This window comes from Magnetospirillum sp. 15-1, assembly GCF_900184795.1.
GTDB lineage: Bacteria > Pseudomonadota > Alphaproteobacteria > Rhodospirillales > Magnetospirillaceae > Phaeospirillum.
Genome location: NZ_FXXN01000022.1, coordinates 25,190 through 49,471, shown reverse-complemented (window position 1 = coordinate 49,471; position 24,282 = coordinate 25,190). Strand labels below are relative to the sequence as shown.

20 protein-coding genes are annotated in these 24,282 nt (G+C 59.5%); 3 read left to right on the top strand and 17 right to left on the bottom strand.

The genetic code is table 11. The annotated features are described in order from the left end of the window. Position 1 precedes the first annotated feature (1 nt). From CP958_RS08280 to CP958_RS08250, 7 genes are all read right to left on the bottom strand, one after another. Positions 2-1,543, bottom strand: coding sequence for an FAD-binding oxidoreductase (locus tag CP958_RS08280; protein WP_096701505.1), 1,542 nt, complete (start codon positions 1,541-1,543; stop codon positions 2-4). Further along, positions 1,540-2,253, bottom strand: a complete 714-nt coding sequence (locus CP958_RS08275; protein ID WP_096701504.1) for a hypothetical protein — start codon at positions 2,251-2,253, stop codon at positions 1,540-1,542. The genes CP958_RS08280 and CP958_RS08275 overlap by 4 nt, the downstream gene beginning before the upstream one ends. Further along, positions 2,250-2,600 carry a cytochrome c gene (locus CP958_RS08270; RefSeq protein WP_197706380.1) on the bottom strand — a complete coding sequence of 117 codons (351 nt, stop codon included), beginning with the start codon at positions 2,598-2,600 and terminating at the stop codon, positions 2,250-2,252. The genes CP958_RS08275 and CP958_RS08270 overlap by 4 nt, the downstream gene beginning before the upstream one ends. Positions 2,601-2,618: 18 nt before the next feature. Next, positions 2,619-4,973, bottom strand: coding sequence for an MMPL family transporter (locus CP958_RS08265; RefSeq protein ID WP_347337837.1), 2,355 nt, complete (start codon positions 4,971-4,973; stop codon positions 2,619-2,621). Between the two features lie 37 nt (positions 4,974-5,010). Next, positions 5,011-5,877, bottom strand: a complete 867-nt coding sequence (locus CP958_RS08260; protein ID WP_197706379.1) for a YCF48-related protein — start codon at positions 5,875-5,877, stop codon at positions 5,011-5,013. 278 nt (positions 5,878-6,155) lie between these two features. Further along, complete coding sequence (locus tag CP958_RS08255; protein ID WP_096701501.1) at positions 6,156-7,475, bottom strand: DUF1329 domain-containing protein; 1,320 nt, start codon at positions 7,473-7,475, stop codon at positions 6,156-6,158. A 22-nt stretch (positions 7,476-7,497) separates the two neighbouring features. Next, positions 7,498-9,186: a DUF1302 family protein gene (locus CP958_RS08250; RefSeq protein ID WP_141400471.1), complete on the bottom strand. Its 1,689-nt coding sequence runs from the start codon at positions 9,184-9,186 to the stop codon at positions 7,498-7,500. A 347-nt stretch (positions 9,187-9,533) separates the two neighbouring features. Here CP958_RS08250 and CP958_RS08245 point away from each other — a divergent pair, with 347 nt between their 5' ends. Next, the gene (locus CP958_RS08245) at positions 9,534-10,157 is read left to right on the top strand and encodes a TetR/AcrR family transcriptional regulator (protein WP_141400470.1); all 624 of its coding nucleotides are present in this window, start codon (positions 9,534-9,536) and stop codon (positions 10,155-10,157) included. 41 nt (positions 10,158-10,198) lie between these two features. Here CP958_RS08245 and CP958_RS08240 read toward each other — a convergent pair whose 3' ends face one another. From CP958_RS08240 to CP958_RS08195, 10 genes are all read right to left on the bottom strand, one after another. Continuing rightward, entirely contained in the window at positions 10,199-10,975 is a 777-nt protein-coding gene (locus CP958_RS08240) for an SDR family oxidoreductase (RefSeq protein ID WP_096701498.1), read from the bottom strand. Positions 10,976-11,002: 27 nt separating this feature from the next. After that, positions 11,003-11,389 carry an ester cyclase gene (locus CP958_RS08235; protein ID WP_096701497.1) on the bottom strand — a complete coding sequence of 129 codons (387 nt, stop codon included), beginning with the start codon at positions 11,387-11,389 and terminating at the stop codon, positions 11,003-11,005. A 181-nt stretch (positions 11,390-11,570) separates the two neighbouring features. Next, on the bottom strand, positions 11,571-12,392 hold the full coding sequence (locus CP958_RS08230; RefSeq protein WP_096701496.1) for a universal stress protein: 822 nt from the start codon (positions 12,390-12,392) through the stop codon (positions 11,571-11,573). 69 nt (positions 12,393-12,461) lie between these two features. Then, a complete protein-coding gene (locus CP958_RS08225) occupies positions 12,462-14,426 on the bottom strand; it encodes a biotin carboxylase N-terminal domain-containing protein (RefSeq protein ID WP_096701709.1) in 1,965 nt (654 codons plus the stop codon). Positions 14,427-14,463: 37 nt separating this feature from the next. Continuing rightward, positions 14,464-15,615 (bottom strand): acyl-CoA dehydrogenase family protein, encoded by a 1,152-nt coding sequence (locus tag CP958_RS08220; protein ID WP_096701495.1) that lies wholly within the window; start codon positions 15,613-15,615, stop codon positions 14,464-14,466. Then, on the bottom strand, positions 15,612-17,222 hold the full coding sequence (locus CP958_RS08215) for a carboxyl transferase domain-containing protein (RefSeq protein ID WP_096701494.1): 1,611 nt from the start codon (positions 17,220-17,222) through the stop codon (positions 15,612-15,614). Before CP958_RS08215 ends, CP958_RS08220 begins: the two co-directional genes overlap by 4 nt. Positions 17,223-17,240: 18 nt before the next feature. After that, a complete protein-coding gene (locus CP958_RS08210; RefSeq protein ID WP_170958899.1) occupies positions 17,241-17,966 on the bottom strand; it encodes a TetR/AcrR family transcriptional regulator in 726 nt (241 codons plus the stop codon). A 258-nt stretch (positions 17,967-18,224) separates the two neighbouring features. Beyond that, a complete protein-coding gene (locus tag CP958_RS08205; protein WP_277948869.1) occupies positions 18,225-19,391 on the bottom strand; it encodes an MFS transporter in 1,167 nt (388 codons plus the stop codon). A gap of 50 nt (positions 19,392-19,441) precedes the next feature. Then, positions 19,442-20,215: an enoyl-CoA hydratase-related protein gene (locus CP958_RS08200; RefSeq protein WP_170958897.1), complete on the bottom strand. Its 774-nt coding sequence runs from the start codon at positions 20,213-20,215 to the stop codon at positions 19,442-19,444. A 30-nt stretch (positions 20,216-20,245) separates the two neighbouring features. Then, entirely contained in the window at positions 20,246-20,962 is a 717-nt protein-coding gene (locus CP958_RS08195) for an NAD(P)H-dependent oxidoreductase (protein ID WP_096701490.1), read from the bottom strand. 176 nt (positions 20,963-21,138) lie between these two features. Between CP958_RS08195 and CP958_RS08190 the strand changes: the two genes are divergently transcribed. Together CP958_RS08190 and CP958_RS08185 are read left to right on the top strand one after the other, a co-directional pair. Next, the gene (locus tag CP958_RS08190; protein WP_096701489.1) at positions 21,139-22,281 is read left to right on the top strand and encodes an acyl-CoA dehydrogenase family protein; all 1,143 of its coding nucleotides are present in this window, start codon (positions 21,139-21,141) and stop codon (positions 22,279-22,281) included. A gap of 120 nt (positions 22,282-22,401) precedes the next feature. Next, entirely contained in the window at positions 22,402-24,264 is a 1,863-nt protein-coding gene (locus CP958_RS08185; RefSeq protein WP_096701488.1) for a feruloyl-CoA synthase, read from the top strand. Positions 24,265-24,282 lie beyond the last annotated feature (18 nt).

Genomic DNA, 24,282 nt, shown 5'->3' with positions numbered 1-24,282 from the left:
TCTAGACGGTGATGCCGGACTTGCCGGGGGCCAAAATGCCGTTGGGGTCCAATGCCTTCTTCAGGCGCTTGTTGAGCGAGCGCTGCGCGGGGCCAAAGGTCTCGGCGACCTGGTCCATGAAGGCGGTGTTGACGCGATAGAGGTTGTAGCCTTCGTCGGCGTGAACCTTGATCAACTTCTGGAAACAGGCATAGGCCCGCTTCATTTCGTCGGGGTCGGTGCGATCGAATAGCAAGTCATGGACATGGTCGGCATGGCGGCCGCAAATGATCACGCCCCCCAGATAATCGAAGCCGAATTCCGTAAGCACCGCCTTCGACAAGCGAAGTGACTTGACCAGTTCGCTTCCCTTGGCCGGGATGACCGGCGAGAACCACGCGGAACCGCCGCCGCCACGAAAGTTGTAGACTCCGAACTCGGTCAACGACAGCTTGCCGGTCTGCTGCATGTGCATGTGGTTGATGCCGGGATGCTTGTCGCCGGTCTGGGCCTTGGTGACGAAGCTGGCGCCGATGGCCTCCAGGGCATCCTTGGCGATGCGCAGATTGGTCGCCACCTGCTCTTCGGTGCCATAGATGGTCGATATCAATGTCCAGGGTGTGATCCCCAGGCTGTCATAAATCTTCCCCAGAACCTCGTCGGGAATCGCCCCCGGCCCCTTGTAGAGGTCGGATCGCCGGGTCGCCATTGCCAATCCGTAAAGGCTGTCGCCTAGGCCGGCGTTTTCAATGACATTGTTCAGCATCAACCGGCGCGTCACATCGACGCCCTTGGCCAGGATATCCATATCCTTGAATCCGGCGGCAAAGGTCATATTCGCCGGCGGCGCGGGCATCAGCCACAGGCCCATTTTGGTGACGATGCCCAGATTGGACTGGGTGAAGATGCCGTCGGTCCAGGGGCCATAGCCCCAACGATAGCATTGCCAGGAATTGGATTTTGGATTGCCGCCCATGCCGGTGCGTACAACCTGCCCATCCGCAAGCACGACCTCTAGCCCGCAAAAATTGTTCATATGGAGGCCGTTACGGTTGTAGCCCATGCCGCGATCAAGGGTGTTTCCCACCGGGCCGGCAATGGGCCCCGACGCTGGAAAGCTCAGCCAGAGCGGCAAATTGTGCTCGGTGATATAGTCGTATAATTGCTGGTAGGTTACGCCGGGTTCGACCAGGGCGGTGCACATCTCCGCATCCACATCAAGGATCCGGTTCATGCGACGGAGATCCAGGACCATTTGGCCTGCGGTCGCCGGGGCAGCGGAGCCATAGCCGAAATTGCGGCCGGTCGAGATGGTCCAGACCGGGATCTTGTACGTATTGCAAACCGCCAGGACTCGCTGAATTTCCTCGACGGACTTGGGTGCAATGACCCCCGAGGGCTGGTGCCTTGCCTCATCCTCGGGAATCATCAATTTGGTGTAGGGCGTCAGGCGCTCGACATCGACGATGACATGTTCCTCGCCGACGATCGCCCGATATTCAGCAACGGCCCGCAGGAATTTGGCTTTGGTGACCCCCTTGGGGAGTGCGGCGGAGAGGCTCATCCGAGGGTTCCTTTTTCGATCTTCAAGACAAACGAGACGTAGCTGGCCCCCTTTTGGGCGGGCGAATTCTCCATTGGTCGACCGGGACGTTCCGGAGGGGCGTGTCGTGGGGAAATTCCAGCAGCCAGATGCGCCAGCACCGAGCCTAGGGCCATGGGCCAGTTTGTCTCGCCCCCCAGATCCGTCCTCCCCATTCGACACGACCATTCGCCACCGCCGCTCAGGGGCAGTTCATGGATGTGGCCCTGACCGCCGCAGGCATCCAGAGCTCCGGCAAACCGCCCGCCGATCCCTTCCCCCTCGCCCGCACTCAGTGCCCGGTGCCGTCTACCCTCCGCCGAGTGATTGATCCGAGAAAGGGTGGTGGTGCCAAGATCGCGCGAGACCGCGTCAATCATCAGGGCACCGGCATTATCGACCAGGCAGATGAGGCTGGTACCGGCCAATCCAGACAAGCGCGCTCGAAGCCGGGTGAAGTCGAACAGGTCATGACGGAGCAACGTCGAACTGCTGGCGAGGCCGATGCCGTGGATCTGCAATCCCGCGGACACGCCGTCGACGAAGGCCGTGGCGACCGGATCATCCACGCCGAGCAGCAGATGCGGTCGCCCCGATTCGTGCCGCCCGGTCGTCGCGAGGGCAGGCCTGGAAACCAGGGAACAGCCAACAACGGCGGCGCCGATAAGGACATCGCGACGGGTCGCCATCATCGAGCCCCTTCAGGCGGAGGTGTCGGCTCGGGCTGGGGGCTGTTCTCGAGCATGTTGGCCAGTTGCTCCAATTCCGCCGGGGTGAAGTCGGTAGGGCGGAAGGCCGGCATCGCGAGTCTGCCGTGCTTGACGACGTCGGTGATGTAGGCGGTCGGAAGTTGCCGCCCGCGCAATTCGGGAGCAATGCCAGTGGTGTGGCAATAGGCGCAGACCTTCGCAAAAACCTGCTGCCCGGATTTCCATTCGCCGGCGGCCTGGGCCACCGCCTCCGATACCATCGCCACGTTAGCGATCAAGATGGCGATCGCACAGATCCAGGTTGATGAGGGGAGAGATTTCGGTGCCAAGACGGGATACTCCACGGGTCACTTGGATTTTGGAGACAGCAGGAAGTAGGCAAGAGAGGGCATCAGAATCAAGGCGCCCGCCATGTTCCAGACGAACATGAAGGCGAGAAGTATTCCCATGTCCGCTTGGAACTTGATTGGTGAAAATGCCCAGGTCGATACCGCGATGCCCAGGGTGATGCCCGTAAGAATTACGACTTTCCCGGTAAACAGCAGCGAACGGTAATAGGATTCCGAAAGACTCTTTCCTTGACGGAGATGCGCCAGAGTGACCGACAAGATGTACAGCGCATAATCCACGCCAATGCCAACTCCGAGGGCGATAACGGGCAAGGTCGCCACCTTGACCCCGATGCCGAGGGCAACCATGAGCGCCTCGCACAAGGCCGAGGTCAGCATCAATGGTAGAACCGCGCAAATGACGGCGCGCCAGGAACGGAATGTAATGAAGGCAAGAATAATCACGGCAAGATAAACCAATGCCATCATTTGGCTATTGGCCTTCTTCACAACGATGTTTGTTGCCGCGTCGATCCCGGAATTTCCGGCTGCCTGGATGAAGCTTACGTTGCTGGTATTCGTTCTGGTCGCGAAAGCCTCGACCGTCCGAACCACCGAATCAAGCGTGTCTGCCTTGTGGTCCTTGAGATAGGCGTAAACGCTGAGCAGATCACAGTTCTGATTAATCAGGTCCCGTGGCACCCGTGTAACGATCGCATTCAGCATGTCTTGCGAACGCGGAATTTCGTACCACTTGACGCTGCCCTCGTTGAAGCCCACAGCCATGCGCTTTGCCAAAGCCGCCAGAGAATTGGTCGACTCCACCCCGGTTAGTTGCTGTAACTCAGTTTCAAGGGCGTCCACTTTGACCAGCGTGTCGAATTGGCCACACTGGTATTGCGGAGTCCTGACCATCACGACGTAAATATCACTGCTGGCAGCGTAATTTTCGGTCATGAAGGCATTGTCGTGGTTATACCGCGAATCCGAACGCAACTCGGGGGCCCCGGGGTCAAGATCGCCGATCTTGAGATTCAGGCTTGCGCCAAATCCAAGAATGCCGATCAAGACCGATCCGCCAACGGTAAGCGCGGCGGCCCTGCGTTGGGTGAAGTGGTCGAGAAATGTCCAGAAGGCATGGCGTTTATGGCAGGAGGCCTGGCTGTCGGGCATCTCATGCTTGACGCTGCGTTGTGCTGCGGTGGCGCTGACTCCGGTGTAGGACAGCAGGATCGGCAGCAGCACCAAATTGGTGAAGATCAGCACCAATACGCCGATGCTCGCGGCGATGGCTAGTTCCTGAATGACCCTGATATCGATCACCATCAGCACCGCGAACCCGACCGCGTCGGCGAGCAATGCGGTCATGCCGGCGACAAACAGGCGACGGAAGGTATAGCGAGCCGCCACCAAGCGATGGGTGCCTCGCCCAATGTCTTGGGAAATGCCGTTCATCTTCTGAGCGCCATGGCTCATCCCGATGGCAAAGACCAGAAAGGGCACCAGAATGGAATATGGGTCCAACTCGTAGCCCAAAGTTGGCAGTAACCCAAGTTGCCAAATAACGGCGACAAGTGAGCAGGTCACCACCAGCAGCGTACTGCGGATACAACGCGTATACCAAAGCAGGACAGAGGCACAAATTAGGATGGCAAGTCCAAAAAAAACCAGGACTTGTTTGAGCCCGCCAATGAGATCGCCGACGATCTTGGCGAATCCAGTGATGTAGATTGCCACTCCGTGAGACTGATATTTCAGTCTGATTGTTTCAAGGCGGTCGGAGAATTCTTGGTAGTCCAGGCGGCGACCGGTCTGGAAGTTTATTTCCAGCAAGGGAACCAACATGATGCTCGAGCGCATATTGGCCGCGACCAATTGACCGATTTCTCCCGACCGCTCCACATTGATCCGAACCTCTTCCAGCGCTCTCGGCGACCCGTCGTAGGTATCCGGCATGACGGGGCCGCCGTCGAAGCCGTCCTCGGTCACGGCGGCCCAGCGCGTCGCGGGTGTCCACAGTGATTTCATGAACGGCTTGTCGACTCCGGGGATCAGGAAAATCTCGTCATTGATCTGGCGGAGAGTCTCGAGATAGTCGCGATCAAAAATGGTCCCGGAGGGGTTCTCGATGGCGATCCGGATGACATTTTCCATCCCGACGAGGCTTGATTTGTTCGCCATGTAGTTGATGATGAACGGGTGGCCCGTTGGAATCATCTTTTCGAAGCTGGCCGCGAGATGCAGTTTTGTCGCCTGATATGCAAAAAGAATGGTTGCGATCAGACACAGTGCGATAATCGCCGCACGATTGTTAAATAAGATTCGTTCAGCAAATATTCCTGATTTCTGATCGAATTCAGAGATATTAGTAATTACGGGGTGCTCATCAAGTTCTGTTTCTGCGGTCACGCTAGTTACTCCGCTTATCAAGCGCGATGGTCAGTCGAAGGTTCCCGCGTCCCCCGGCGCCGACAAGCGTGCCATCGGGGGCCTGAACCAGGCTGGCCAGCGACATCGCTTGCGGCCCGACCACGACCGCGAACGTATGCCCACCATCGATGCTTCTAAGGACACTTCCGAACTCGTCTATCAGAACGACGGAATTGTCCGTCAGGCGCTGGCCTGCAACCAGAGATGCGCCGGAAATCGCAATCTTCTTCCATTCTCCCGTCTGCAATCGAAGGTAGGCGTTCCCTCTCAATCCAAAGACGACGACATCCCCAGCGGAGGTTCCGACCATTCCGAAGAAAGTACCGCGGGTCGGCGACGGAATCTCGGCAAAGCTGGCGCCGCCATCAGTGGAATGGAAAAACAACCCTTGTTCCCCTGCCAGATAGATACCGCGTTCGTTGGTCAGGATTGAAACAAGATGCTTGCTCGTCGGGTTGTTGATCTTCCCCATGATAGAGCGCCAGCTCGCGCCGCCGTCGCTGGTCGCGAAGGCGAGGCCGTACGCGCCAACGGCCAAACCGTCCTTTTCGTTCATGAAATGCACATCGAGAAATGGCTTGTCGGGGCCATCGCCAATCAATCTCTCGGCTTCTGCCAGGCGGTGCTCCGCTTGCGAAGCCTTGGCCGCTGTGAATTCGATCTCGGCTGCCTTGCGTCCGTCAAATTGCTTCGTCCAGGTTTCTCCACCATCGGTTGAGGCTAGGATGACGCCACCGTGCCCAACGGCCCAGCCGTGGGTCTTGGAAGGAAAATGAACGCCGGTTAGGGTGACTGACACGGGTGTCGGTGCTTGTCGCCAGTTCTTGCCATTGTCATCGGACAGCAAGAGTATTCCCCGCTCTCCAACGGAGACGAGACGATCCCCCGCGCGCGTGATTGCGGTCACCACCGACTGGAGGCTGCGAACTGAGGGGCGGGAGGGGATGTAGAGTGGATCCAAGCCATCATTGGCGCGCGATGGAGACGCTGTGCCATCAATGCCAATTACGGCTGAAGCAATGAGGAAACTCAGGCAGAGAGTTCGTAAACGTGGCACCTATTCCTCCGCGATCATGAGTTCATGGGAGCCCAACGGATCAGGCTCCCACTCTTTCTCGTTTCTGGCTACCGGACGCTGCCAGAGGCCAGGGAATCGCCGGTAAAGTGTGCATCCGGCTTCTGTGGCACGGACTTCCACGCATCAAAGATGTTGCTCCAAGCGACAGTCTTGGACTGAAGATTGTAGACGATCGTCGGCATGGTGATGACCACCGGAACCTCGGGGGCGACGAAGGGCATGGTGTGATTGAAGCGCCACAGCTTGCCCTCGGCATCGAACCCATCAACCATCACGATTGCCCAAGTGTCCTCGTCGAAGTAGAAACGACGCTTCGGCACGGCATGGCGTTTGCCAGGCGCCACGGTCGCATCGACAATCCATACCCGATGCAGTTCCCAGCGCAGTTTGTCTGGATTGGGGTGATTGCCGGTGGCCTGACCGTCCTGAGGTGTTGAGAGAAAGCCGTTGGTATTGTAGGGAATGTACATTTCCTTCTTGCCGACCAGTTTCCAGTCATAACGGTCGGGCTGCCCCCAAAATCCAAAGGCCTCGTCGAAGTAATCAGCGCCAGATGCAATGAAGTCGGGAGTGTCATATCCGACCGTGGGCGCACGCCTCACCCGACGCTGTCCCACCAGATACTGCCAGGCTTGACGGGAGGAGATATGGTCTCTGGCGACCAGCGCCTCTCCCGCCTTGAAGGGCGGTTCGGTCGATGTGGTGCGGCCATAAAGATATTCGCCGGTCCAGGTCTCCGGAGTGCCATTGGGGTAGTAGTAGGGATGCTGATCGGTTGTCTCGCCCCGGTTGGCCAGGGTTCGCTGTCCATCTGCTGTTCCGACCCAGTTGTAGAACGTAAGCTCCGAAGAGACATTCCGGGGCCGCAGGGTATGATTCCAATAAATCTCGATGCCGGATTTGGGGATGGGGAATGGCACTCCCCCGAATGCCCCTTCAATGTTCTGGCCATCCGCGCTGACCTTGGCCCGCGTGGCGTTCTTGACGGTATTGTCGTAGACATACTGAGGCGCGGCTGCCGTCCGATGGGTCGGGTAGACATCAATCCGATAGGTCGGATAGAGCTTCAGCAGGGCCACGGCTCCCTCGGCCAATTTGTCGGCGTGCTGCCCTGCATTCTGGGCGGTAATTTGGACCAGGGGTTTTTCCGCGGTAAACTGATCGGCCGGCAGTTTATCCGTCCGACTGGACGGCGTGGTCAGCCCGCCGGTCCATGCCGGGATCGTGCCATCCTTGTTGCCCGCCCGTTCGGCGCCAAGCGGCGTTAGCGTGGTCTTGAGGGTGGCCGCCTCCTCGGGCGATACACCGGCATTGGCACCGCCAACCCACAACGCCAGAACCGTTCCAGCGATAACATACTTGTACATTTCCTGTCCTCCCGTCACTGGATTAGAAAGTGCGCTGGACGTTAAAGGCCACGTAGTCGCGATCTGCGTAAACCTGGTCGAAGGAGTAGTTGCTGTTCCGGTCATGAAGCGATCCGGCTGGGCCGAAATAGTGGGTGAATTGCAATCCGGCCTTCCAGGTGTTTTCCCAAACCCCTTGCAGGGCAATCGTTATGTCGCCGCTGTCGCCGCCGCCAAACACGGTGGGGCCTAGAGATGACCGCCCCCATGGGTTGTAACCGATGGTGATCGGTAGCGTCAGGTCGAGTCCGGGCGTAACCTGATAGTATTCGGGTGTGAAGGTGCCGCGTAAACCCACGGCATCAACGGTCACGTTCGGGTCGAGTGCCTTGCGGTTGGTTACCTCAAGACGTCGGTTGTAGGCCACTTCTGCGACGAGATTTGCGGCATTCCAGATCCGCGTCTCATTGAAAAGCGTGATAGCCGAGAGATTGGCATGGAAGGTCTTGCCCACCGGATAAAGCCGGTTGGGGCCAATTCCTGCTCTTCCACCTGTATCCGCCACGGCCCCACCAGGGGAAGCCAGGGGCTGATTGGTCCTGATCGAGGTCTCGCCGGACACATTGGTGTCGCCGATATTGGTGGCAAAGCTGGCTCCATAGAGACTGATTCCCTCTGGATAGGCCAGGGCATATTCACCCAGGTCCTGACCATATGTGGTGGCGCCGGAGCCATTGACACCGGGGCGCACATAATTCACGAAGTCCTTGGCATGAAACCGGGAGTAATAGAGGCCAAAGTCCCAATTCTCCGCTGGCTTGAACCTGATCTGAAGGCCACCCTGTCCAAGATTGCTCGGCTCGATATCCTTGACGCGATGGAGATATGAGTTGGCCGGCAGGCCTCCGCCGGGGGGAAGGAAGACATAATGTCCTCCTGGTCCAACTGAATCGTTGGCGCTGAAATAACTGCCTGCGCTCGGCACGCGATTGGGACGCCATTCAAGTTGATAGTAGCCGCCAAATGAGAGTCTCGGGCTAATCTGATATTGGAAAGAGGTCTGCGTGACCGGCACTCCAATTTCCTTGAATTGAGCCCCCGGGAGCGACAGCGCCTTCACGATGTCGATGGGCGTCTGGGCGCCCGCGATGCCGTTGGCGCCGAAAAACAGGCTTTCGCCGTAGAGCAGCGTATAGCGTCCAAGTCGGACGGATAGGCTCTGCTCCTTTGGAAGCTCAAACGTTTTGTAAACAAAAGCATCCAAGAGTTCAGCTTGTTTGCCATGCAAATCAGCGGTGCCCTTGGGGAACTTGTCGGAAGCGTAGCCGAGATTGTTGTTGTTTCCGGTCCCGTCGTTATTGTTCCGCCCTTGATAGATCGGATCATACCAAGCGGCGGCGCTGACTCTCATGCCCATGCTCTTCCTGAAGCTGACGTCAAGCTCGGTAAGAAGGTCCATTCGACTAGTGATCAAGTCACCCTGCTGGAAACTGAGATCGCCATCCTCTTCGCCGCGCCGACCAGATGTGTAACCCATCACCTTGCCCGACTGGTGCCCGACACGCTGTCCCAACGTGTACTTGAAGGTGTTGTCCCACCTCACTTCGACGTCGGGATTTCCGACGTCGATCGTCCCGGCACGTGCCCCGGACATGGCTGCGAACGTGCAGACGGCACCAGCCAGCATGATGCCAGCCTGGCTGCAAAATTGACGTTTCATCCGATGACTCACGACAACCTCCCCATTGAGCCTATTCTTAGACTGAAGATTGGGGGAGATGGTCGGCGCCAGAACATCCCGGAAATCCGGTAGTTGCTGAAACAATATAGTATCGGCGGCTTTTATCTTGTCGCGGCGCTGTAATTGTGCAGCGCAGCAACGTCATTGCTGCGCTGCTTATGGATGTATTCTAGACTTGCTCTTGTCATTTCCGATCAAGGTTGGGGGGGCGTCTTGGGCGCTGAAGGTCGGCAAAGAGCGCTGGTTCGTTCAAATTCCTTGAAAAAATCCGTGTGTATGGCTTTATTCCGGACGGGCATAACGATGGTTGCAGCGATGCCTGCGGCGAAGGAGTGGGTGTGACGAAGAATTTTGGTTTGATGGGAAAGCAGGAGGCAAAAAGCCTCAAGGCGCAGGACATCATTTGTCGTGCCGCAATCGCCTGTCTGTGCGAGCTAGGTTATGCGGAAACCTCGATCAATCGTGTAGTGGAGCGCGCGGGCGTATCGAAGGGGGCCCTGCAGCACCATTTTCCAACCAAGGAAGACCTGATCACAACGGTGGCGGACCGACTGATTCAGCGCTCGGTTGAGCGACACAACCAATTCAGGATGGAAGCCGCGAAATCATCGGCCGATGACCTGGGGGCTTATCTGCGTTCCATGTGGGCGGATCTGATCAATACCAAGCCATATCGGGCCATGCTGGAGATATTGAACGCGGCGCGGACCGATCGGAAATTGCGCGAGCGGTTGTCACCAAGGCTGCTGCATTGGAATACCGAACTCGATCGGCACTGGGGCTCGATCTTCGAGGCGGCTGGGGGGGGGGAGAATGATGTCCAGCTTATCATGGTGATGAGCAGGTGCCTGATGCGTGGTCTCGTGATCCAGGGATTGTTCGGAGACGACACCGGGCAGTCGGAGAAAGTGGTCGAACGGTGGATCGAAATGGTCGCACCGCTTCTTCGTCGTCGCAGCTAGCTAGGGCGCGCCGACGGGGTGCCGTCGGCGCGCCCATCGTCTTACGGCCCACCCGCCTTCAGGGCATTGGCAACGATGGACCGGTCGCCAGCTGAAGCCCCGGAATCGATGACCAGTGTCTGGCCGGTAATGCAGCGTGCCACCGGAGACGCAAGATAGGCGAATGCCTCGCCGATTTCTTCCGGGGTCACCACTCGGCCGAGTGCCTGCATGGCGGCGATGACTTCGACGGGTACCGGCGCCGACCGCAACAGGGGGGTGTCCGTTGCGCCGGGGCAGACGACATTGACACGAATATTTTCATGGGCGTGGTCAAGGGCCAGGGTGCGCGTCATGTTGACCACGGCTCCCTTGGAGGTGGCGTAGGGAAGGGCGCCGGCGACGCCCTGTATGCCCGCGACCGAGGCGGTGAAGAGGATTGATCCGCCGCCGGCGTTGCGCAGATGCGGGATGGCGTATTTCGCACACAGAAAGCCGCCCTTCACGTTGATGGCTTGGCAGCGATCCCAGTCCTCCTCCGAGGTTCCCTCGGCAAAACTGAGCACGCCGACGCCGGCGTTGCTGACCATGACATCCAACCGGCCAAAGGCCGAGATGGTGGCTTCGATCATCTTCTGGACGGAATCCGAGCTCGACACATCGCAGCGGACGGCAATGGCCTTGCCCCCGACCTTGGTAATCTCCTTGGCGACCTCGTCCTGATTGGCGATATCGGCCACCGTCACCGAGGCGCCGTCACGCGCGAAAATCCGTGCCGTGGCGGCGCCGATGCCAGAACCGCCACCGGTCACGATGACCACCTGATCCTTGAACCGCATAGTACATTTCCTCCAATGTCGGCTGGGTTAGAACATGCCGTTGTTGTTGAGTGCCGTTTCGGGAATCGATTGAACAACGTCCCAGTGCTCGGCAACCTTGTCACCTTCCAGGCGGAAGATATCCACGACGGCTTCCCCGCGGCTGCCGGGGGCCAGAACCGCATGCGAGTGGATGACAACGTAGTTGTCGGACACGAAGACGCGCTTGAACTCAATTTTGAACTCGGGAAGGGCTGTGAATAGTTTGCGACAGAACTCCAGGAGCCCATCTACTCCATCGCCACAGGCTGGAGTATGCTGTTTGTAGTTCGGCGACATATATTTTGAAGCAAGCTCAAACTTCTGCCCAAGGACGACCTCGCGGTAAAAATTCAACACGAGGTCTCTTTTCTGATCATGTGTAAGTTCGGGCATTTTGCACCTGCACTATCTATGGATTATGCCAGCACATCGCACAGCAAGGGTGATACTAGCGTACCCAAGTGGTCGTTCTTTAAACGAACTGCCGAATGCCTAACATAGATATTTATTATGGCCGGTGTGTGCGCGTCTCATGCCGAACCTATGATGTATAGGCTTCCCGTGCCGCAGGTTCTCAGAACGACAGAAGAATAGGGACCGTGCTGTTTTCGACCACTGACTTGGTGACGCTTCCCAGTGCGATCTCACGGATGCGCGGTCGTCCAAAGGCGCCCATAACCAGCAAATCGGTCCCCGTCTTGGCGGTGTCGATCAGCATATGATTGGCGCCAAGGGCCGGGTGGAACACGGTGATCCTGGGGGTCGACTCGATGCCGTGGCGGAAGAGATGGCCGCGGATCGCCAAGGCGATTTCCTTGTCTAGAGACTTGGTGGCGGTGGCAGCAACGATCAGCAACTCGACAACCTTGGCCTTGCGCAAGATCGGCAGGGCATCATGAACCGCCCGAGTGGCGCCACGGCTGCCGTTCCAGCCGATCGTCACCGAGCTGCCGGGAATCCCGTTATAGCTTGGCGGGATGATCATGATGGGGCGGCCAGCGTCGGTGACGAGGCGGGCGAAATCCCTGCTGGAAAAACCGTTCTCGTCCTGCGGGCCCCATCGCCTCACCACCACGATGTCGCTGCAGTGGGCATGCCATACCAGGGCATCAATGATATCGCCCGTTGCCTCGATCCACTGAAAGTCGATCCCCAGGGACGACGCGAGGGATGAAACATACTCACGGGCCTGGTCTCCCAGGACGCTGCGGTCGTGGGCGACCTCATCGACGAGAGCGGGGCCGGCAGCATGGATGGCAAGAGGAGAAATCTGCTGGCTGGGAGGGATATAGAGAGCAGTCAAACGGGCGCCGTGAACCCTGGCCAAATGCGCCGCAACGGTAATCGCGCAATTCGATGACGGGGTCCGCCCGATGGCGACAAGAATGTCCTTCATGAGTTTCACTCTCCTCGGATGGGGGCATGGGCCGCGCGTGATAAGAACGGCCGCGCCCGTGGGAGGCTGTTACTCCGCCGCGCTGTCGGCGGGCTCGATTTCGACCAGGACGTGGCGCATTCCCACCTGTTGCCCAACGGATACGTGAATGGTTGCTACCTTCCCGGCGATGGGGGCGGTGATGGGGTGTTCCATCTTCATGGCCTCGAGGATCAAGAGGATCTCGCCTTTCTCCACCATCGCCCCGAGATCGACCCGTAAGCCCGCGATGGATCCCGGCATGGGGGCGCAGGCGAAGCTGTCGCCGCCGTCTTTCGATGATCCGCCCTCGGCGGTGGGGATGGCAAAGATGAAGGAAGAACCGCGATGGGACAGATGCAGCACATCCGCGTCCCAGGCGGTATCGACAGCCTCTTCCAGTCCGTCGATACGCACCCAAAGCCGAGGTGTTCCGCCCAGGATGGCGACCTCCAATTCGGCTTCATCGACCTTCACGCCGTAGCGCTGGTCACCCTTGGCTGCTATTTGAACAGCCTTGGTCGTATCGCCGAACTCCAGGGTCATGGATTCCGCCTGCCAGGGGCGGCTGCGCCAAGCCCCCAAGGCGGAATGCTTGGCTGCCTGCCTGCCGTAAAGCAAGGCGGCGCCAAGTGCGATAGTGGCCGGAGCGGGGCCCCTCGCGCCGCCCTCGAAGACGTTGCGGTCCAGGAAGGCGGTGCTCAGCTCGCCGAAGATGAAGGCGCTGGACGACAGGCAATCCAGCAAGAACCGGCGATTGGTCTTGATGCCACCAACGACGAAATCCTCGATGCCGCGAACCAGACGACGGCGTGCCTCATGCCGGTCCTGGCCGTAGCCGATGATCTTGGCCACCATCGGGTCGTAGAAGGTGGACACCGTGGCGCCTTCACCCAGGCCGTGATCGATGCGGATGCCCTCACGGACAGGAGGGCGCCAGGCTACGATGCGACCAGACTGGGGGAGGAAGTCGGTGTCGGGATCCTCGGCATAAAGGCGAACCTCGATGGAGTGACCGGTGATGGCGATCTGCTCTTGGCGCAGAGGGAGGGGATCGCCGGCGGCGACCCGGATCTGCCATTCCACCAGATCGAGACCCGAAACCATTTCCGTAACCGGATGTTCCACCTGGAGCCGGGTGTTCATTTCGAGGAAGTAGAAGTCGCCGGCATTGGTCGCCAGGAACTCCACCGTGCCGGCACCGCGATAGCCGACGGATTTGGCGGCGGTAACCGCCGCCTCCCCCATACGGGCGCGCAACTCCGAGGAAAGGCCGGGAGCGGGAGCCTCCTCGATGATCTTCTGGTGGCGGCGCTGGATCGAGCAGTCGCGATCGCCCACATGAACCACGTTTCCGTGGGCATCGGCGAAAATCTGAACCTCGATATGGCGGGGGGCGATGATCGCCTTTTCCAGCATGAGGTGGCCGTTGCCAAACGCTTTGATCGCCTCGGAACGAGCCTGGCGGATGCCCTCCGCGAGATGGACATCCCCCTCGACAAGCCGCATTCCCTTGCCGCCACCGCCGGCAACGGCCTTCAGCATGACAGGATAGCCGATGCGGCTGGCCTCGCGGGCCAGAGCTTCGTCGCTTTGGTCTTCGCCGTCATAGCCGGGGATACAGGGCACGCCATGCTGAAGCATGATCCGCTTGGCTTCGGCCTTATTGGCCATGGCCCGCATGGCTTCCGGCGGCGGCCCGATGAAGGTGATGTCGGCGGCATGGCAAGCGTCGGCGAAGATATCGCTTTCCGATAGGAAGCCATAGCCGGGATGAACCGCGTCGGCCCCTGACAGCTTGGCGGCATCAAGCAGCTTCTGGATGTCGAGATAGGACTGGGCGGCGGGAGCCTCCCCGATGTGGACAGCGAAGTCCGCGGCGCGCAGATACGGCATCTCGGCATCGGCGGTGGAGTAAACCACGACCGTCCGATAGCCCTGGGCTTTTGCGGTTCGAATGACGCGGGCGGCGATTTCACCGCGATTGGCGATTAGGATGGTCGTGAACGGTTCCACATCCAGCTCCACTAGTGGCCGATGGCAAGGTCGATGGTCATTGACCCCCGATACCCATGCGCTTGGTGATGATCTCCAGCATGATCTCGTCGGTACCTCCGCCGATGGAGGTTACGCGGCAGTCGCGATAGAAGCGCGAAATCGGCGTTTCGTTCATGAACCCCATGCCGCCGTAATATTGCAGGCAGGAATCCGCCACCTCGCGCATCAGCCGTCCGGCGGTCAGCTTGGCCATGGAGGCCAAGGTGGTGACGTCTTGGCCGGCACAGTATTCCTGGGTCGCGCGATAGATCAGCGAACGCAGAAGCTCGATCTTGGTTTGGAGTTCGCCCAGCTTGAAGCGCACCACCTGATTGTCGATGACCCGACGTCCGAACACCTTGCGGGTGTTGGTGTAGTCGATGGTGTCAAGAATGGCCTTCTCCATGGGGCGCACATGGGCGGCGGCGGCAAACAGGCGCTCGCCCTGGAACTGTTCCATCTGATAGACGAACCCCTTGCCTTCCTCGCCGATCCGATAGCGCTGAGGAATGCGCACATCGTCGAAGAAGATCTGCGCCGTGTCGGAGCTGCGCATGCCCATCTTGTCGAGCTTCTTGGCGACGGTGACACCCGGCGTCTTCATGGGAAGGCAGATCAGCGACTTGGACGTGTGGGGCGAGCCCTCGTTGGTGTTGGCCAACAGGCACATCCAATCCGCTTGGACACCGTTGGTGATCCAGATCTTGCCGCCGTTGATGACGTAGTCGTCACCATCCTTGCGGGCGTTGGTCTTGATCTGACTGACATCCGAGCCGGCACCGGGTTCTGATACGCCGAGGCAGACCACCTGCTCGCCGGAGATAGTCGGGCGCAGGAACTGTTCGCGCAGTTCGTCGGAGCCGTATTTCGCCAGAGCCGCCGTGGACATCACCGCCTGGATGCCGATCGCCATGTGCAGGCCGACGGCATTGATCTCACCCACCGTTTCAGCGAAAGCCAGAAGATAGCTGAAATCCAGCCCCATGCCGCCAAAGGCCTCCGGCATGGTGATGCCGAGGAATCCGGCCTCGCCCAGTTTGGGGAACAACTCATGAGCGGGAAACATTCCCTCGTCTTCCCACTTGTCCACACAGGGGTTGATCTCGGTCTCGATCAGCTTCCTCAGGGAGTTCTGAAGGGCAAGGTGATCTTCGGTGTAGATGCTCATAGACGTCCCACTCCAAACGTATTCGGGTTGAGGGCGACGCGGCTGCCCTCACGGCAGGTCGCCAGACAGAAGGCCAAGACCTTTCGCGTGTCGCGGGGATCGATGATGCCGTCGTCGAACATGCGCGCCGTTGCATAAAGCGCCGTCGATTCATGTTCGAACTGGGCGATCAGCTTCTTCTCGGCGGCGTCGAGCGCCGCTCGGTCCACGGTCTTGCCGTCACGGGCCGCACGGTCCTCGGCGATGATGGTCATGACCTTGGCCGCCTGCTCGCCCCCCATGGTGGCGGTGCGGTTGTTGGGCCATGCGAAAATGAAATCGGGATCAAAGCCGCGTCCGCACATGCCGTAATTCCCGGCGCCAAAGCTGGCCCCCATCATCAGGCTGATTTGCGGCACGGTGGCGTTGGATACCGCCTGGATCATCTTTGAACCGTGCTTGACGATGCCTCGGCGCTCGGCGTCGGTTCCGACCATGAATCCGGTGATATTGTGCAGATAGAGGATCGGGCTGTTCGCCTGGCACATCAGCTGGATGAACTGGCCGCCCTTGGCGGCGCCATCGGCGTCGATGGGGCCGTTGTTGCCGATGATGCCGACGGGGTAGCCCTCGATATTGGCCTGCCCGCAGACGGTGGCGATGCCGATATTGGTCTTGAACTCGTGGAAGTCGGAATTGTCCACCAGCCTTGCGATGACCTCGCGCACATCATAGGCGCGGCGGAAATCGACCGGAACCACACCGGCCAATTCATCGGGGGAGTAGCGCGGCTCCTCGTAGGGACGGTGGGGGGCCTTTCCGTCCCACACCAGGGCGGCGACGATGCGCCGGACGCAATCCAACCCCTCCCGGTCATCCTCCACCATATAGTCGCACACGCCGGAGACCATGGCATGGAGTTCGGCGCCGCCCAGTTCCTCGTCGGTCGCCACCTCGCCTGTGGCCGCGCGCAGAAGCGGAGGGCCGGCCAGAAACACCTTGGCCCGATTGCGGACCATGATCAGGTAGTCGCTGAGACCCGGCATATAGGCGCCGCCGGCGGTGGCTGAGCCGTGGACCACGCTGATCTGCGGAATTCCCGCCGCCGACATGCGCGATTGGTTCTTGAAGACACCGCCACCGATGGAAAAGGCTTCGAATTGGTAGCGAAGATTACCGCCGCCGGATTCCACCAGATAGACCACCGGAAGCCGGTTGGCCTGGGCGATTTCCTGGGCACGGATGGTCTTGCGCACGCCGATGGGCATCAAGATGCCGCCCTTGATGCCGCTGTCGTGGGCGATGACCATGCAGCGCACGCCGCTGACATAGCCCATTCCGGTGATGATGCCTCCACCCATGGGATTGTGGTGGCCGTCGTCGTCATGAATGCCAAGGCCCGCCAGGGTGGACAGTTCGAGGAACGGACTGCCGCTATCCAACAGATAGGCGATACGCTCGCGCGGGAGCATCTGCCCGCGTTCCTGGAACTTGCGGCGACTTGCCGCGGAAAGCTCCACCACGCGGCGCTCGAGGGTTCTTACCCCATCCAGCAGGGCAAGCATTTCGGCGCGATTGGTCTGGAACCCTTCGCCGCCGACATTGATCTGGGATTTCAGTATGGCCATGTCAGTCCCGTTCGAGGCTCAATTGGACTTAAGGGGCTGGCCCGCGGGCGCACGCTCGACGATCTCGTCGAGCCGGTCGGCCAGGCGATCAAGACGGCTCAGAGCCCCCTCCAGCGCGCCGGCCCCCGCCTGCGAAACAGCAATTCCCGTGGACAGAAGGTCGATGATCTGGTCGGCGATACGTTCCGCATCACACTCTCGCCCCTGATACAGTGAGCTGGATACGTAGTGATCCATTCCGCCGAAGATGAGGTCGCGAAGGAGCGGTATCGGAAGATCCGAGCGGAACTCTCCGTTGCGCATCCCTTCCCGGCAGACTTCGCTAAGAACGTGGGCATACTTGCGATTTAGCGCGTAGATATCGCCGTGATAGTAGTCACCATCGTTGCGCACCTCGTTGGAGCACAGCCGCATCAGATCCGGATTTTCCACCAAGGACCGGATGTGCCGCCAGACGATGAAGCGCAGCTTGTTCCGGGCCCCGTGGATTTCCGGAATCCGGGAGTTGAATTCGGCCAGCATGGTGTCGTACCAGCCCGCCAGCACGGCAAGGACCAGGTCTCGTTTGGTGTCGAAAAATTTGTAGATGGTGCCCTGGGCCACGCCGGCCAGGGAGGCGATTTCGGCAATGGAGGCGCCGGCGAATCCGCAGCGGCAGAAGACCTCTCGCGCGGCAGCCAGGATATCCCTGACGCGGTCTTCGCGCGGTAAGCGGACAACGGTCTTTTCAGCGGGCTTCGGCATGCGGCGGTCGTCCCTGGGGTAACTGATCCGCATAATAGTGAGTGACGTTCACTAAGTCAAGCCCGATAGAGCTAATGCCGATGGTTGTGTACTACCGGCCAGTACGAGTGGAGTCGATCCTCTGATCGAATTTCAACAGGGGTGCTGGGAGGTCTTTGTCATTATTGTTCTGTAAAATCAAAATAATAACTGATAATAAAACAATCTGGAATTCGAGCGGAGCGTGAAGCGAGGGATGCGGGCGTCGGGGCCGGATCGCTAGTGAGTATTGCTCACTTTGCTGTTGGTTTCCGTCAAATGCGTGGACAGCAGGGTGGCGATGGTGGCGCCCACGGTGGCGATCCACAGCGGCGCGAGAATCCCAAGGTGATCGGCGGCCATTCCGGCAAGGATCGGAGAGGCGAAGCCGCCGAACAGTTCCGCGCAGCCGACGGTAAGTCCAATGACGTTCGCGATCCGGTGCAGGGGAACCGTTTCCGATGGGATGATGGTCATGACCAAGGGAACGACGCCGACGCCGAATCCGCTCAGGAGATTGATGGCGGCAAGGGGGCCGAATGGCCATGTGTGAATGGTCATCGCCAACGGCGAAAGGATGCCCAGGGCGGAGGCGCACACAACGACCGGTTTGCGTCCCAATCGATCCGAAAGGGCCGGCAGCAGGATTCCCGCCGCCACCGCCGAAAAGCCGCGCAGGCTGATCACGATTCCCATCTCGGAAGGGGTTAGTCCAAATGCCTCCACCAGCAAAAGCGGCAGGAAGGTGATGTGAAGGAAATACCACATCAAGCCGAGGGCGCTGAGTGCGACACATAGCAGGATGTTGGGATAGGCCAGTAACTCCCCGGCGGAAAGATCATGGCTCGACTCTCCTCCAGGCGGTTTCCCATCGTCGCCGGGTCTGAGAGAGCGATAGAGAAGCACCATAAAGACCAAACCAGGTGCGGCACAGGCGGCGATGGCAATCCGCCATCCCCAAATGTCGGACAGCGTGACCAGGATCACCGGGGCGAGAATCCCCCCCAGGATGCCACTGCCGACATTTTGAACCAGCCCCATGTTCAGTCCGCGCCGCCCCGGCGATGAATTCGCGGCCATCATGGATTGAGCGATGGGCATGACCGATCCCTGCGCGCCGCCCATGATGGCTCGGGCCAGCAGCAGGGCAAGAAAGGAGCCGGATAGGCTGGACGCCACCGAACAGAGGGAGAAGAGGGCGATCAGACCGAGCAGCAGGGTCTTGCGCGTGACCCTGCCGCCGATCGCCGATATCAGAAACAGCCCGGACATGGCCCAGGTCAGGGCGACCGCCGAGCTCAGCATGCCGGTCTGAGTATTGGTGAGCTGAAGCTCGTTGACGATGAAGGGCATCAGATAGTTGGCGGACAGCCGGTTCATGGACGCCAATCCCAAGGTGAGACTCATCATCACCAGGAGACCGTTTTCATAAACCAGCAGCCGCCGGCCCCTCATCATCACTCAGCCTTGCCCTTGCTCACGAATTTCTTGACCCTGGGGGCGAATTCCTTGTCGCCGACCGCGGCCGAGAAGCCTTCGATTTCGCGGTAAAGCTGGGTTTCCAGCGAAGTCTCCAGGCTGGTTGCAACCAGGCGCTTGATGTTCCTCAAGGTCACCGGCGGCACTTCCAAAAGCCTGTCGACCATGGCATCCACGGACGAGTGCAACTCGGCAACCGGCACCACCCGGTTGACAAGCCCCCATTCCAACGCCTTCTTGGCATCGATGGTTTCGCTCAGGGCCAGCATTTCGAAGGCTCGCAAGGGGCCGACCAGACGCGGCAGGGACCACGAAGTGCCGGCGTCGGGGCTGGCGCCGATACGGGTATAGGCAAGATTGATCTTGATGTCGTCGGCGGCGATGATGAAATCGCCTGCGGCCATGTAACCAGGGGCGCCACCAGCGACCAGGCCCTGCGCGCCCACCACGATAGCGGCGTCAAGTCCCTTCAGTCGGGCGATGGCCGAGTTGACCGCCAGGCCGCCATGGCGGAGCCACTTCTGGATATCGTTATCCAAATTCTTGACGAAACTATCCACATCGCCGCCGACGCTGAAGGATGGCCCCTCGGCAATGATCGAGACCACCCGGCAAGGCCGATCGGCCACGTCCTGGGATGCCTTGGCGATGGCGAAAAGTTCCGGGTGGCCCAGGGCATTATGCTTTTCAGGGCGGGCAAGAACGATGCGGGCGTGGCCTTCTTTCGGCCATTCCACTCTAACGGTGGTCATGATCATCTACCTCTTCGAGTGTGATGGTGATTACTGGGCATGGGCCTTCAAGGTCCGAGCCATCGCTTCCTCATGATCCGCAAATCGCGGCATCGGCAGGGGCTGGGCTGTTTCAAGTGCGGCCAGATGGGCGCGGTAGCACTCCAGCATTTCAGCCCGTTCGGCATCGCCGGCATAGGGAACGTGGTTGGCCATGAAGGGCGGCATCACGGTCATTCCTGTGAAGGCGAAAACACCGCGATGCAGGGGCGTCAGCACGTCGAGGATGTCCCCGTTCAGCGCGTCGGGGCCGAAGCTTTCAGCCGGACCGCCGGTGGTGAGGCTGACCATGGCGCGCTTGCCCTTCAACTTGCCGCGCTCGTACAGAGCGCTTCGTCCATAGACCGCGCCCGATACAAAAACCCGGTCGATCCAGCCTTTCAGGATAGCTGGCAGACCGAACCACCAGAGCGGAAATTGAAGGATGACCAGATCGGCACGCTGGAGCTTGGCCAGTTCGGCCGCGATGTCGGGGGCCAACCCGTTATTGGCCAGGGCGTGACGCTGTTCCAAGGTGACGTTGAAGCGCTCGGCATCCTTTACCGTGGTGAAATCAGCGCGATCCAGAATCGCCTTGAAGTTCATGGCGTAGAGGTCGGAGACCTCGACCTGATATCCGGATTCGGATAGCGCCGTGATGGCGGTGTCGCGTAATGCGGCGTTGAACGAGGTCGGCTCGGGATGGGCATAGACGATAAGGGCTCGCATGGGCGGACGCTTCCTTTTTTCTTGTGCGGTATCGAGACACTATGGCAGATTGCAAAAAAAAGCAAATCGGATGGCTTGTTTTTTCGCAAGGCCTCCTAATGCGACGAAACCCGCGGTGTCCATCGGCGCAAGTCGTTGGCATCACGCACTTGCAACCTAAACGGGCCGGGAGCGCTATGTCTTCGACTTCTCTCTTCTATACCGCCGACCACGAGGCATTTCGCGATCAGGTGCGCCGTTTCGTGGCCAAGGAAATCGAACCGAATGCCAATAAGTGGGAGGATGCCGAGGAATTTCCTCGCGATCTGTTCCGCAAGGCGGCCGACGTTGGCATCCTGCAAGTTGGTTACCCCGAGGAGTATGGCGGTGTTCCGACCGACAGATTCTACACCATCATCGTGCAGCAGGAACTTGCGCGATGCGGTGCCGCGGGCGTCGCCAACGGCCTGGTGACCCACACCTTGGCGATGCCTTCCGTCGCCAAGCACGGTTCCGAGGAATTGAAGAGCCGGGTGCTGCCGGACGTTCTCGCCGGCGAGAAGATCGCGGCGCTGGCCTGTACCGAGCCCAGCGGAGGCTCCGACGTGGCCAACACCAGGACCACGGCGCGCCGCGACGGTGATCATTATATTCTAAGAGGCGAGAAAACCTTCATCACCTCGGGCATGCGGGCCGATTACTTCACCGTGGTATGCCGGACCGGCGGTCCTGGTGGAGGCGGGATCTCCCTGCTGTTGCTGGATGGCGATACCCCTGGCCTGGCACGGACTCCACTGAAGAAGATGGGGTGGTCCGCGTCCGATACCGCAACGCTGTATTTCGACGATTGCCGTGTCCCGGTAGGAAATTTGATTGGCGAGGAAAACAAGGGTTTCAAGGCCTTGGCCTCCACCTTCAACGATGAACGCATCAGCCTGTCTTCCTCGGCCATTGCACTGGCTCGCTGTGCCTATGACGAAGCAAGGGCCTATGCGGAGCAACGCATTACCTTCGGCGTCCCGCTGATCCAGCATCAGGCCATCCGCCACAAGCTGGTCGATATGGCGCAGCGCATCGCCGCCGCCCAGGCATTCCTGGAACTCACCGCCTGGAAAATGGATCAGGGACTCAATCCCATCGCCGAATTGTCCATGGTGAAGAATCAGGCCTCTCAGACCCTGGCTCATTGTGCCTCGGAAGGTGTTCAGATCTTCGGCGGCGCCGGTTATCTGCGCGGTGCGAAGGTGGAAAGAATCTTCCGCGACGTCAAACCCTTCGCCATCGGCGGTGGCGGTGAGGAGATCATCAAGGATCTCATCGCAAAGCAGCTTGGGCTTTAAAGATCGCACTGATCTGCATGGCCCCTTCACGGATTTCCGTGATTGTCCCGTGGGGGGGGGCTGTTCGAAAAATCACTTGAAGCGCCAAGAAAAATACGGCCAACGGAGGAGCCCGTCTCAATGACCGAAATCCAGAGAATCAAGCTTGGACCCCGTGGTACCAAGATTGTGAGGTTGGCAGACGGAAGGGTTTTCCTCCGCTCCCCCGAGGAATTGGGAGCCTATCCCAAGCGCTATACCGAAAGGCTTGAATACTGGGCCAAGGAGGCGGGTGATCGTGTGTTTCTCGCCGAGAGGGACGAGACCGGCGGGTGGAAAAAAATTACCTTCCGGGAAGCCTTCGCCGCGGTTCGTTGCATAGCTCAGTCGCTCCTCGACAGGGGGCTGTCGCCGGATCGCCCCGTACTCATTCTCTCGGGCAACCATATCGATCATGCCCTGCTTGGCCTTGGCGCCATGCATGTGGGCATTCCCTACATCCCGTTGTCTCCAGGCTATTCTCTGCTGTCTACCGACTATGCGAGGGTTCGCCACGTGGTGAACCTGACGACTCCGGGGCTGGTCTACGCGTCAAACGGGGACATCTATCAAAAGGCAATCGCCGCAACGGTGCCTGATACGACCGAGGTGGTGGTCAGCCACTCCCCGATTCCCGGACGGGCAACGACGCTCTTTTCCGATCTCGTCTCCATGGTTCCAACCGAAGCCGTGGACGCCGCCGCCGCGAGGGTGGATGGAGCTACCATCGGCAAGATTCTGTTTACCTCGGGCTCAACGTCGATGCCCAAGGGCGTGATCAACAGTCACGGCATGATGTGCTCCAATCAGCAAATGACCGTGCAGGCGTGGCCCTTCCTGACCGAAAAACCTCCGGTCTTGGTTGACTGGGCGCCTTGGAACCACACTCTGGGCAGCAACAAGACGTTCGGAATTGCACTTTACTGCGGCGGGTCGATGTATATCGATCACGGTCGCCCGACACCGGAGGAGTTCCACGTCACGGCCAAGAATCTGGCCGAGATTGCTCCCACGGTCTATTTCAGCGTTCCGATCTTCTACCAGATTCTGGTGGCTCATCTCGAAAAGGATCCCCTGCTCCGGCAAAATTTCTTCAGCCGTCTGGACATGATGTTCTATGCGGGTGCCACTCTTCCCGTCGGAGTGTGGAACGACTTGCAGCGGTTGATGCGGGAAGGCGGTGGCAAGCCTGTCATGACCATCAGCGCGTTCGGGGCCACGGAAACGGGTCCTCTGACGATTGCCGATACCTGGGACGCGGGCCAGCCTGGCGTACTTGGTCTTCCGGTTCCGGGGGTCCATTTGCAACTGGTGCCAAATGGCAGGAAGTTGGAGCTCCGAATCCAGGGGGCCGCCATTACTCCCGGCTACTGGCGGCAGCCCGAGCTGACCGAAAAGGCCTTTGACAAGGACGGCTGGTACAAAACGGGCGATGCGGTTCGATTCGTGGACCCCGATAACCCCGACAAGGGGCTGATGTTCGACGGTCGCCTGACCGAGGACTTCAAGCTGATCACGGGGACTTGGGTCAGTGTCGCGCCGTTGCGCACGCTTGCCAACAGCATCCTGTCCCCGCTCGTGCGGGACGTGGTTGTGGTCGGACACGACCGCGAGGAAGTTGGGCTGCTGATTTTTCCGGAACTTGAAGTTTGCCGGGAGTTTGCATCCTTGCCGGTCGGCATGACGGCTGCCGATATCTACGCATCCATGCCGGTACGCCGTGAATTCCAAAATCGTCTCGACCAGATCGCCGCCGCCGGCACATCCTCCTCAAACCGGATTGTTCGCGTTTACCTGATTCCGGATCCAGCCGCTGAAGGGGAGATGACCGACAAGCGTACCATTAGCCTTGGCTTGGTTCTCGAGCGGCGGACTGCCGAGATCGAGGAGTTGTACTCGCCACACCCATCGGTCCGGGTATTGCTGACCCACACCCATCCTCTCCATCGCCCCCCCGAGGGCTGATCTATCCGTTAGGAGTTA